Source organism: Brachyspira murdochii DSM 12563 (assembly GCF_000092845.1).
Taxonomy (GTDB): Bacteria; Spirochaetota; Brachyspiria; order Brachyspirales; family Brachyspiraceae; genus Brachyspira; species Brachyspira murdochii.
On sequence record NC_014150.1, the window covers coordinates 1054187 to 1066979 of the forward strand.

The 12793-nt window shown below is 28.0% G+C and carries 11 protein-coding genes; 4 read left to right on the forward strand and 7 right to left on the reverse strand.

Features of this window, described 5'->3' with window-relative positions; genetic code table 11:
• The first annotated feature begins 82 nt into the window (after nucleotides 1–82).
• Genes BMUR_RS04510 through rsmG form a run of 3 tightly spaced genes read left to right on the forward strand, consistent with a single transcriptional unit; the run spans nucleotide 83 to nucleotide 3389 of the window.
• Nucleotides 83–2005 carry a tetratricopeptide repeat protein gene (locus tag BMUR_RS04510; protein WP_013113418.1) on the forward strand — a complete coding sequence of 641 codons (1923 nt, stop codon included), beginning with the start codon at nucleotides 83–85 and terminating at the stop codon, nucleotides 2003–2005.
• Nucleotides 2006–2050: 45 nt separating this feature from the next.
• Nucleotides 2051–2773 carry a hypothetical protein gene (locus BMUR_RS04515; protein ID WP_013113419.1) on the forward strand — a complete coding sequence of 241 codons (723 nt, stop codon included), beginning with the start codon at nucleotides 2051–2053 and terminating at the stop codon, nucleotides 2771–2773.
• Between the two features lie 7 nt (nucleotides 2774–2780).
• Nucleotides 2781–3389 carry a 16S rRNA (guanine(527)-N(7))-methyltransferase RsmG gene (gene rsmG, locus BMUR_RS04520; protein WP_013113420.1) on the forward strand — a complete coding sequence of 203 codons (609 nt, stop codon included), beginning with the start codon at nucleotides 2781–2783 and terminating at the stop codon, nucleotides 3387–3389.
• Here the strand turns inward: rsmG and BMUR_RS04525 are convergent.
• The 7 genes from BMUR_RS04525 to BMUR_RS04550 form a co-directional block, all read right to left on the reverse strand.
• The gene (locus tag BMUR_RS04525; protein WP_013113421.1) at nucleotides 3386–4390 is read right to left on the reverse strand and encodes a lysylphosphatidylglycerol synthase transmembrane domain-containing protein; all 1005 of its coding nucleotides are present in this window, start codon (nucleotides 4388–4390) and stop codon (nucleotides 3386–3388) included. The genes rsmG and BMUR_RS04525 overlap by 4 nt on opposite strands.
• Nucleotides 4391–4402: 12 nt before the next feature.
• Nucleotides 4403–5920: a DUF5312 family protein gene (locus BMUR_RS04530; RefSeq protein WP_013113422.1), complete on the reverse strand. Its 1518-nt coding sequence runs from the start codon at nucleotides 5918–5920 to the stop codon at nucleotides 4403–4405.
• Between the two features lie 107 nt (nucleotides 5921–6027).
• Nucleotides 6028–6849 (reverse strand): tetratricopeptide repeat protein, encoded by an 822-nt coding sequence (locus tag BMUR_RS04535; protein WP_013113423.1) that lies wholly within the window; start codon nucleotides 6847–6849, stop codon nucleotides 6028–6030.
• An 80-nt stretch (nucleotides 6850–6929) separates the two neighbouring features.
• Nucleotides 6930–8051: a tRNA guanosine(34) transglycosylase Tgt gene (tgt, locus tag BMUR_RS04540; protein WP_013113424.1), complete on the reverse strand. Its 1122-nt coding sequence runs from the start codon at nucleotides 8049–8051 to the stop codon at nucleotides 6930–6932.
• A gap of 319 nt (nucleotides 8052–8370) precedes the next feature.
• Complete coding sequence (locus tag BMUR_RS14905) at nucleotides 8371–9015, reverse strand: methyl-accepting chemotaxis protein (protein WP_244833503.1); 645 nt, start codon at nucleotides 9013–9015, stop codon at nucleotides 8371–8373.
• Nucleotides 9016–9065: 50 nt separating this feature from the next.
• Nucleotides 9066–10217 (reverse strand): PDC sensor domain-containing protein, encoded by a 1152-nt coding sequence (locus tag BMUR_RS14910; protein ID WP_244833505.1) that lies wholly within the window; start codon nucleotides 10215–10217, stop codon nucleotides 9066–9068.
• 109 nt (nucleotides 10218–10326) lie between these two features.
• A complete protein-coding gene (locus tag BMUR_RS04550) occupies nucleotides 10327–10722 on the reverse strand; it encodes a hypothetical protein (RefSeq protein WP_013113425.1) in 396 nt (131 codons plus the stop codon).
• A 214-nt stretch (nucleotides 10723–10936) separates the two neighbouring features.
• Between BMUR_RS04550 and BMUR_RS04555 the strand changes: the two genes are divergently transcribed.
• On the forward strand, nucleotides 10937–12781 hold the full coding sequence (locus tag BMUR_RS04555) for a methyl-accepting chemotaxis protein (RefSeq protein WP_013113426.1): 1845 nt from the start codon (nucleotides 10937–10939) through the stop codon (nucleotides 12779–12781).
• The last annotated feature ends 12 nt before the right edge of the window (nucleotides 12782–12793 follow it).

The window sequence follows — 12793 nt, forward strand, 5'->3', positions numbered from 1 at the left end:
ATACATATTTTGTATATTGATATAAATGCCGATATATATTAAAATTATGTAAACTTTAAAAAATTCTGGAGTTATGAGTAGTATGTTTAGACTTATTAGTATTGTATTGCTGATTTTTAGTATGGCAGCTGGTATATCATTTGCCCAAACTAATGAAAAAAATGTGTATGAAGGTTCACAGTATATAAGAAATGAAGAAGAAGCAAAAGCAGCTTATACTTTAGCTTTGTATTATAAAGAAAGAGCATTAGCTTCTAAAACGGCAACAGCAGAAACTATTAAAGACTTGGAAAGTGCAAAAGTGATACTTTTAGAAGTTCTTAAATATGTTCAAAATAAAGATATATATATAACATTAGCAGAAACTCATGAAGCTTTGGGAGAATATTATCAAAGTTCAAAAATTTATGATAATTTAGTTCTAAATAACCCTGAAGATACAGAACTGTTAGTTAAAGCAGCCGAAAGAAATATTTTTATAATAAACAATATAGACAAAGCAAGATACTATCTGCAGACTGCTTATGAAATAGATAATACAAATAATGATGCATTGATATTATTAGGTTTTACATACTATCAGAAAAGAGAATTTGAACAGGCTGTATATTATTTTAATAAAGTAAATGAAAATAACAAAGCAAGCAATAATTATATACAGTATTATAATTTTTATTATGGTATGAGCGAGTTTTATTTAAGCAAATTTAATAATGCTCTATTAAGATTAAATAAACTTCAAAATGTTCAGTTAGCTCCTAGTGATGAGTATAGTGCTTCTTATGCAGTAGTAAAAAGCTATCAGGCTTTAGAAAAATATAATGAAGCCTATTCCAACAGTATTATAATTGATGATGCTTTATTTTTAAGTGCATATTTAAGTTTTATGGCTGATAAATATAATAATGAATTATTTGATGAAATAGATCCTTCATACCCTAATACTCCTAAAATATTATCAATAATTATGGAAGCAGAAACTAACGGATACAGCAATGCATTAAATATGATAGAAACTGATTTAGACAGAAGAGAAATAGATTTGGATATTATACAAACATATTATAAAATGATAACTGAAACAGGAAGCAAAGATGATAAAATAAAATCAGAAATGGATATAATATCATTCTATCTTATGATAAAAAATATAGATGCTTTACCTAAACATATAGACAATTTAATAAATTATGATAAAAGCGGAAAGTTTAATAATCTATATCTTCAGGCTGCATTAGAGTTTAAAAACCAAAATAATTATAAATCATCTAAAGAAATGATAGAAAAATATTTATCTTTGGATAATAAAAATATAAAAGAAAATGAATTAGTATCATTGGTATTAACAGCAAGCGATATAGGAGAGGCTAATTTAGCAATAAGTGCCGCTGAAAAATATGAAAAAACACAATATTCATTCAGCTACTTAAAAGCATATGCATCATTTGTTAATAAAGATAGTGAGAATACTATTAAATATTTAAATGAAGACTTTGAATATTTTTCTAATAATAAATCAAACACAAATGATTACAGAATAAATATTCCATATGTAACAGCATTAGCAGCAAATAATAAAGACTCAGCATTGCTTTATGCTAATTATAAATATTCATTAGACACAAACTCAGCAGAAAATATAAACAGCCTATCTTGGGCATTAACTGATTTAGGAGAGGATTTGGACAGAGCAATAAGTCTCTCAAAAAATGCTGTATCATTAGAACCAAAATCTCCTCACTATATAGATACTTTAGGAGTGGCATACTATAAGAAAGGCGATTATGATAATGCTTTAAGAACTTTATTAAAGGCATTATTATATATAGATGAAGGCTCTAAAGCTGAGATATACGCTCATATAGCAGACGCCTATTACGCTAAAAATGATTATAAAAATGCTCTTAAATATTACAGAAAATCAATATCATCTTATGAAAAAGAATTTGATTATGATGAAAATAGAATAAAAGAGAAAATAAAAAGTTTAACTGAGAATAATTAAATAGGTTTTATCATATATAATTTTTAGAAAGAGGATTTACAAATAATGATAAATAAAAATATTATTTTTTTAATTATATTTATATTAGTGTCGTCGGTTACTTTATTTGCTCAAAATGAAAAAGATGTAATGAAAGAAGCTTTTAACAGATTCTCAAAATCTCCTTTTACATCTATATACTCAGCAGGAGGAGCATTTTACAGCGGCGATGATTTAGACCAAATGCCTATGCTTGTTAATTATTATAAAAACAGCAATAATAAATATATGAATGTAGTTGACGGTCTTTTAGGAAGCCTTATATTTGATGCTGAAGTTAATAATAACAATCTTACATTAGATTTACCTGAAGCAGAAACTCCTTTAAAAAGGAATTTTGATGAGTTTGCTTTGGAAGCTCCTATTATGCGTTTTCCAAAAGTTTATGCTGATATACTCGATTATAAATTTATAGACTTATCAAAAAAAATAGTAAGCAGCAATATCACACTTGGAAAAAATTGGCATACTTTACAAATAGGATATATAGACAGAGTAGATACAATAGTTTTTTCAGCTAGCTCATATAGAATAAGGAGTTTTTCTACTGCTTTTATGGATAATGTTATTGATGTACAGTTAGGCTCTTACACTACAGTGAATAATATACCCTACCCTCAGGAGTTTATTATGAAAAGCAAAACTGATAAAAGAGAGATAAGATACAATATTACAAATGTATCAGCAGGCGATAAAGCAAAACAAGATGCTAAAAAACTAGGCTGGTAATAAAATAATGTTTGATTATAATTCTATAAGCTCTATTACAAATATGCAAATAACTGAAGAAAATAAAAATAAACTTTTAAAATATGCAAATCTTGTAATGGATTATAATAAAAATGTTAATATTACAGGTGCTAAAACCACAGAAGATTTTTTTTATGATCATATAGCAGACAGTCTTTTGGCATTAAATATATTTCATGATTATGATAATATAATAGATATAGGAAGCGGAGGCGGACTTCCGTCTATACCGCTTGCTATTATCTATAATAATAAAAAGTTCACATTATGCGAATCCAAAAATAAAAAGTGCGAATTTTTAAGACTTGCCAAAAAAGAATTAGAATTAAACAATATAGAAATAAAATGCATCAATGCTTATGAGATAAAAGAAAAATACGATACAGTAACTTCAAGAGCTTTTTCTGATATATCTACACTTATAAAAATTTTTAATAAACTTAAAAAAAATAAAAATTCAAAACTAGTATTGTATAAAGGCAAAATGGAAAAAATAGAAGAAGAACTATCCAATATTCAAAAAAATAAATATAATATAGAAATACTAAAATTATTGAGTAAAGATAAAGAACGCCATATATTAATTATTTCTTAATTTGCTTCATTATTATCACTTTTAGTGGCAGTTTTTAAATCTACACCAAGCATAAATAAAAATATAAAACCTATTATAATTATAGGCACTATTCCCATCATATGATAAACAAGAGCATAAGGAGCAGCAACAGTTCTGTCTACCCCTATTAAAGAAAGCCCAAATATAATAGCCCATTCAAAAGGTCCTATTCCAGAAGGAGCAGAAGGCACAGCAAAACCAAAACCTCCTACAGCAAATACAAATAATGCTATTATAGGAGAAGCCTTAATATCAAAAGCCATAAGAAGAAAACTTATAGTAAGTATCTGCCCTATAAGATAAAGAATAGTATAGAAAAATATTAAAAATATATGTTTAGCATCATTTTTAAATCCTATACCGTCTATAAAATTGCATGAAAATAAAATAAGTTTGTCTCCAATATTTTTAGGAAGTATACCAAATACTTTATGAAATACCTTATGAGCAAAATCACGCTTCCAAACCAAAAATATTAATACCAAAAAACCAACTATAGATAAAACAAATAAAGCAATGGCAGCATATGTAACAGTTGAAGGCAGATTAGGTATAAATATAACTGAAAGACAAAGTATAACTCCTCCCGTTATAACATCAAATAATCTTTCAGTAACAACTGAAGCTATCAATGCCGACTTGCTCACATCCTCTTTTACACCCAAAATATAAGCACGTGCCACCTCTCCGAGTTTGGCAGGAAGTATATTATTTCCCATATATCCTATATATGTAGCCATCACAACGGTTCTTTTTTTTATATGTTTCTTAAGAGGTATAAAACATTCCCATCTTAAGCCTCTTAATGCTATTATAACAACGCTTAATATGAGAGAAATAACAAAATATAAAATATTAATATTTTTTACTACTTCTAATGATTCTTTTATATTAATGCCTCTAAAAGCAAAATACAGACATACTATACTAATAACAATTCCTGCTATAACTTGTATAATAGTTTTATGTGTTTTATTCATCAGAAATATCCATTATCTTACAAAATTTTTCATTAAAGCAATAAAGTTATCAAAATCATTAAGCATATGTTTTGCAATGTCCAAATTAAATTTAGGTAAATACTGAATTTTATTTGCATTACTTATTTCTATTTTTGTACCATTTCCGCAGTCTTCAAGTATATTCTTTACTATAGTAGTCAAATCTAAAACAGCATTATAAACACTAAGAATTATTTTGTTTCCTTCAGCATCTATTTTATTAACCATAGTTTCTATCAAATCTCTATTAGCATTAGCCTTATTTTTAGAAACTATCCAGCCTTTAAGACGCTTAAAGTTCTCAGATTCCGGACTTAATGTAGTATCAAATTTCTGTATAACTTCCCTAGCATCGTTCAATATATAAAAGGCATCTAATCCTAATGAGTTTCTATCTTTATGAACAAACTCAGCACCCAAAAACATATCATTAAGCGGATCTTTATAATTTACATCAAACATCTCTATAATAAAAGTTTTTATATACTGAAGCGGCTCTACACAAGTAAATATAGGGCAGTCAAATTTTTCAAGCTGCTCATTTTTCTCTTCATTAACATTTGATAGTTTTAATATTTCTATACCGCTGAACATTTTATTACGCATTCCGGCTATTTTACTGCTCTTTATATCAGCAACTATACTGTCCATATCTTTTTTAAGATTATTAGTGAAGTCTGTAATATAATTTACAAATATATTCACATTTGAAGGACTTACTGTGCATTTGTATGTAAAATCTTTAAGCAGATATACTATAATATCATGAAGCAAATTAGGAGTTTGCAAATATTTTACCCTAGCAAGAAAAGATTTGATATTTTTTTCCGGTATAGCAGGAACGCCTAAATACTGCTGAAAAACATTTAAAGCAGATAAAAGTTCTTTTCTTATTACTATAGAACTAACCGCATAATCCAATTTTACCAAGTCATCAACTATCTGTATATTAGAACTAGGCTTAAACTGAGGATTAGAACTATAAGCACCGTCTACAAATGAAGGACAGAAAGCTCTTAGAAATAGGAAGAAATCGAAATTTGAAAGCTGAGCAAAGTCTTTTAGAAGATTAAATGTCAAATTTATCTCCTTACCGTTTTCGCCGCTTATATATTTTTTAAACTTCACAAAATTATTTTTTACTTCGCTGAATACTGAATTAGGATTATTTCCCTCCTGTATTTTAGCAAGCATATAATCTCTATTTAAAGTCGAATATATTTCTTTAATCTCGCTGCTGAAAGAAAACTCTATTAAATAATACGAAAACTGCTTTCCGTCTTTTACTATAAACTCTTCTTTTAGAGGAGCAAGCAGAGGACCTATAACCTTATACATTTCAAATATAAATTTAGCACAAGCAGCTGTAAGAGCTTTTGTTTTCAAATCTACAAAATCATATTTCTGCTTTGATATTCTGTCCGAATACTCTTCCATACGCATTTTTTCTACTAATTCGGGTGTTCTTATGTTAAATAAATTGTACTTAATATAATCAAAAAAATTCACTGTTACGATACCCCATTAACGTTTTTTCAAATTTTAGATACCATATAGTATACTAAATTAACTAATATTTAAATGTTTTTAAACAAATTTTTCCTATTAAAAAATATCTATTCTTTAATAGCATTCAAAGCATTTTTAGCTTCTTCATAATTATTATCTATTTCTAAAGACTTTTCAAAATTTTCTGCTGCAAGTTTTTTATTTCCAGTAGCAGCATGTATTAAACCTATATTATAATATACTAATTTATTATTCTTATCAACATCTAAAGCCTTTTCTAAATATCTTATTGCCATTTTATTACTATTTTTTTTCTTATAGCAGGAAGATATATTGCATAAAACATAAGGATTAAGCCCCTCATAATTGGCATTAACCTCATGAAAAAGCGAAAGTGCCTTATCATAATCCTCATTGTGATGATATATGCATCCAAGCAGATTAATAATATCGTTTGTAGGCTTAGCATTATATGCAAAATTAGCATATTCCAACGCTATATCATACTCTCTCCAAGCAAATGACTGAAAAGCTATATATGAACATCTTTTATAATCTTTCGGTCTTATTTTTGTATTTCTGGATAATTCCAATGCCTTTTCTAAATATACTTTTCTATTTATTTTATCCATAACAGCCATATATTCATATACAAAAGCATTTTCTTTACCATTTGCTATAAGTTTATTAAAATAACTCAAAGCAGCATCATATTGATTTTTTTTCATATAAAAAAACGCAGTCATATATAATGCTTCTGGGTAATCTGGGCAGTTTAATAATATTGAGTTATAATACTCTTCAGCATCTTTAAGTCTAGCTTCTTTAAGAGCAATTCTAGCCAAAATAGATAAAGTATACGGATCATTAGGCTTTTTCTCTAAAATAGCGTTATACTTATTTAACTGCTTAGCATATTTACTAGCCATAAACAAACTCACTAAATTATTTTTATAATAATGTATATAATACAATAATTTATAATATATGTAAAACAATTATTAATCAATTATTCATAAAATTTTAACATCATATCTTTTCTATAATCGGCAAATCTGTCATTTTCAATAGAACTTCTTAAATCTTTCATAAATCTCTGCATAAACCTAACATTATGTATGGTCATAAGCGTAGAAAAGAGTATTTCATGTACTTTATCCAAATGATTAAGATATGCTTTAGAAAAATTACGGCAGGTATAGCAGTCGCATTTATCCTCAAGAGCTGTATCATCTGTTCTGTATTTAGAGTTTCTTATTCTAACAATACCATTCATAGTAAATGCTTCGCCGTTTCTGGCATTTCTGGTAGGCATAACACAGTCAAACATATCTATACCTTCCATAACAGCATTAAGTATATCACGAGGCTCACTAACACCCATCAAATAACGAGGCTTACTTTTATCTGTATAAAGCATCACTTTAGAAAGCACATCATGCATCTTTTCAGGCGTTTCCCCCACAGAAAGTCCGCCTATAGAATAAAAAGGAAAATTCATATTTACTAAAGTTTCAGCACTCTCTTTTCTTAAATCATCAAACATACCGCCCTGTATAATTCCGCCTAAATACTGATATTCGCTGTTTGGTGTGCTGTCATGATAGTCTTTACATTCTTTAGCCCATTTATGAGTTCTAAGCATAGCCTCTTTAGCATATTCATATGAAGCATCAGCTTTAGAACACTCATCAAGACACATTATAAAATCTGCTCCTATAATATGTTCTGCTTCCATTACACTTTTAGGCATAAATAAATATTTAGATCCGTCAATATGGGAGCTGAACTCAACACCGTCATTATTAATATTTCTTAATTTTGCAAGTGAAAATACCTGAAATCCGCCTGAATCTGTAAGCATAGCACCTTTCCAAGCCATAAATTTTTTAACACCGCCGAATTTCTTTAATACCTCAAGCCCCGGTTTTAATACCAAATGATAAGTATTAGCAAGTATTATTTTACTTTCTGTCTCTTCTATCATAAGAGGCGTCAAAGCCTTAACAGTTGCTTTTGTACCTACAGGCATAAAAACTGGAGTATCTATTTCTATACCATTTATTTCAATTTTTCCTAATCTGGCTGAAGTTTGAGAACTTGTTTTTAATACATTAAAAGAAAATGACATACAATACCTTTATTTTAAATATTTAAATGATATTTTATACGAAAATGAATAAATATCAAATTTTATAATATAAAAAAGGGGACTTATAAATCCCCAGAATAAATATATACAACAAAAATATTATCTTATTGTCATTATATAATTATTATAAATAAAAGTTTTAAGTATAAACTAATAATTGCATATTACATCATTTTTATCAAAAAAAATTATTAAAACAACAATATTTTTTAATGCATTTATAAAAGATTACTGATGCATATAATAAAAAAGCTCTGCATCTCATAAAAGAAATACAGAGCTATTAATTTTTTATAAATTATCTGCTGCCGTTTGGAAGCTGGAATACATTCACTGCAGACATCAATTCCTCAGACTGAGCAAATAATACTTCAGCAGAAGCAGTTGCCTCTTCTACTAAAGCAGCATTTTTCTGCGTTGTAGCATCCATTTCATTAACAGCAATTTTTATCTGATCTATTCCATTTTGCTGCTCAACAGCACTCTGACTTATACCTTCCATAATTTTTGAAGCATCTTCTATTTTATTTTGTATATCTATAAATATTTCCTGTGATTCTCTAGCTGTACCTGTTGCTTTATCTATTTTTTCATAAACGTTTTCTATTAAGTCTGTAATACTTTTTACTGAAGTTTGAGTAGTCTGAGCTAAGTTTCTAACTTCGCTTGCTACAACAGCAAAACCTTTACCTTGTTCTCCGGCACGTGCTGCCTCAACAGAAGCATTAAGTGCCAATATATTAGTTTGAAATGCTATATCTTCAATAATTTTTGTAATATCTTTAATTTTAGAACTAGCTTCATGAACTTCTTCTATATTTGAAGTTGTTTCAGCAACGATGTTTCCGGCATTCTCTACAGAAGTTTTTGATTCTAATATCATCTTACTTCCATTAATAGATTTATCAGCAGAATCCTTAATGGTTGATGAAATTTCAGCCATAGAAGCAGATGTCTCTTCAATACTAGCAGCCTGACTTTCTGTTCTGTGAGCTAAACTGTATTTTGTTCTGATAATTCTTTAGCAGCCATAGTTATATTATTAGCAGATTCCGCAACTACTCTTATAGTTTCTACAAGTTTTATTCTCATAGCTACAAATGCATTAGACAATTCTCCAAGTTCATCTTTACGTTTTATTTTTTGTTTTGTAGTTCTCAAATCACCATCTGCTATCTCTTTAGCTAAACCAACCAATATATTTAAAGGTGCTGTTATTGAACGTATAAATGCTGATATAAAGAGGGCTATAACCACTATGGCAATAATAGATATAATTATCATCATTTTCATAAGAGCAACATTAGCTTCATATATCTCGCTTTCAGTCATTGATACGCCTAATACCCAAGGCTGTGATTTTAATGTAGTGTATGAAGCTACCCTTTTATAACCGTCAAAATCATAAGTCAATATACCGCTATTTTTATTAAAAGCATCAGTATATACGCTTGGAGCTGCAGCGTTAATATTTTTCAAATTACTATGTATTTTGATAATTAAATTTTTATCTACAGCAAACATACTTCCTGTTCTGCCTATAACTAATTTTTCTATATGAGTTTTATTCAAAGTTGACCAATCTAATATTATATATAAATAACCAATAATCTGATTATTATTATTCATCACTTTTTCAAGCAGTATCAAAGACCAGCCGCCTGTTGTTAAAGAGCGTGTAATATTTTCTCCAAACACGCCTTTGCTGCTTGAATTTATCTTTGTTCTTAAATCAGGGTGTATATCAAACATATTCTGTCCGACTAAATCTTCATTGTCTGAATCTATTAATACAAGTCCGTTACTGTCAGATAAACCTATATTAATGGCATATTCATTTAATGATTTAAATTTCTTAAGATTATTTAAAGCAATAGTTTTTAAATCATCAGTACGAATCTCTAAATACCTTATTAATTCTTCAGATGTTCCATATATGCTTGCAATAGTTAATTGATCATTAAACCAAGTATCAATTAATGAAGCATATCCCAATACAGTATTATTAAATCCGCTGTATGTAGCATTTTTTATACTGTCAGATGCTTTAATTTCTGTTATAACTATTAATGCTATAATAAAAACAGTAACCATAGAAATAATAATAAGCGGCATCTTAATTTTTAGACTTTGGAACTTTCTCATATATAATATTCTCCAGAATTAATAAAATATTTTTACATAATAAAATTATAATTATTTTTTAAAAAAAGTGTTATAGTTTTTTACAATAATAATTCAGTATAAATAAATATTATTGGAATATATCCTTTATATAATCATAAGGAAGCAAAGAATTTTTATCAGTATAAAAAAAACTGCCTATAGAAGCTGTTTCTGAAGAATACACAGTAATATTACTTAACATATTTTTATTTGTAGAATAAATATTAATGTTATATCCATTCTGATAATTACCTATTTTTAGTATCACTTTATTTAGAGAGATGCTATTTAAACTTTTTACTATAAAGTCTATATTATTTGTATCTGTTATAGATATTGAAATGCCGTTATAAGATATATCTATTTTTGATACACTTTCAGGGCAGCATCTTATACCATTAATAGGTACTTTATACCATAAAACTGCTATTATTATGATAAATAATGGAATAAAACCAAAAGCTTTTTTTAATTTATTTTTCATTATTTTTACTTTTCTATATTAGGAAAGAAGTATAACATATAAAAAATTATTTATCAAATAAAAATAAAAAAAATATATATAATTACTTAATCTAATATAAAAAAAATAATAAATTGATAACTCTTTTTTTTACATAAAAAAACGATAAATAACTAGATATATTTTAGAATATATAATACTATTTAAGTGATATTTTATTAGTGAGGCTTTGTATATGAAAAAAAGACATTCTATAAGATTTAAAATGCCATTGACTATAAGCATAATAACAACTATACTTCTAATCATCACAATAATTATATTGTCTTACAGGTCATATGTAGGTATTACTAAATCAACATATGACGGATATCATAATACTTTAGGCGGATACAAAAGTATGCTTGATACTTGGTTTGAAGAAAATAATACCTTAGTAAGAACATATTCTATTACACCTGCCGTTATCAACTACTTGTATGGAAATAAAACACCTGAAGAAAGTACAGCATTAATAAGCACTCTTCAGCAGTTTGAAAGAATAAATAAATATTCTGTAGATATAGGAATAACCGATATAGACGGAATAATACTTCAAAACTCAAAAAGCATAAATTTGGGAAGAAATATAAAAGAATTGAGACCGGGCATTTGGGATAATTTGGTAAAAAATAATTACGATGTAGCCTACGGAACTAAAATAATAAAATCATCTACTGGAAATGAAATGACTTTTGCTATTATGGCTGGAGTAAAAACTAACGGAATATTTGCAGGAACTATATACATGCTTCTTAATTGGGACGCTTTAGTATCAAAACTTCAAGAGCTTCAATTATCTGAAAGCGGAAGATTGATGGCTATAAACAATGAAAGAAATATAATGCTTGATACTATAAATCAAATAAATACACTTGCAAATGAAAGTTATGGAGAAGTTATAAACTCTGGACAATCTGACGGAACGCTTCAGTATATTTCTGATTCTAACGGAGAAAAAAGAACTGCTGTGTACACTAAAATGGATACTATGCCTTGGACATTATCTATGGCTACTGACAATAGAATAATATACGCAGAAAATATAAATATGATAAGAATAGCTGTAATAGTATGTATATTATCAATTATATTTATAAACCTTTTCTCTGTATCATACATCACTAAAACTATGAATCCTTTGGATAAATTAATGAAAAAAGCAAATAAAATCTCTGAAGGAAATATAGAAATAAATAAAAATGAAATTTTAAGAAAAGATGAATTCGGAGAACTCGAAAAAGCATTTAATGTAATGAGTGAAAAACTTGCAAATGTTGTAAGCGATGTTAATGATGCTTCTAATGAGATAGTTTTAGCTTCGCAGAGAATGATGGAAAGCAGTGTAGAACTATCAGGAAGAACAGAATCTCAGGCTTCAAGTTTGGAGGAGACTGCTTCAAGTTTAGAAGAAATAGTCTCTACAATAAAAGCTTCAGCAGACAATTCAGTATCCGGAAAAAATATGATGTCCGAATCTATGGACTATATTGAAGGGGCAGCTAATATAATAGCTCAGACAACTTCAAATATAGAAGATGTTCATCAGGCAAGCGATAAAATAAAAGATATAACTAAAATCATCGAAGATATAGCATTTCAAACTAACATATTAGCACTTAATGCTTCTGTTGAGGCAGCACGTGCCGGAGAACAGGGTAAAGGTTTTGCTGTTGTAGCAAGCGAAGTAAGAAACTTAGCTCAGACTACTCAAAGTTCTGTTAAAGATATTACTGCTCTTGTTGATAATACAGCAGAAAAAATAGATACTGCTACAAAAACTGCAAGAGAATCTCAGGAATTATTTGTGCAGCTTCAGGAAAAAGTATCCGGAACTTCTGAATTAATGCAGAATATAAGCACTACTTCATTAGAACAAGAGGCTGGAGTTTCACAAATAAGCATAGCTATTAATAACATAGAAAGTGCTACTACGCAGAATGCCTCCTTAGCTGAAGAGTCAAGCGAACTTTCAAAAAAATTGTTTGATAAAGCTAAATTTTTAGAGGAAAGTATTAAGTTTTTTAATATTTCTAAATAGATGTAAATTAAT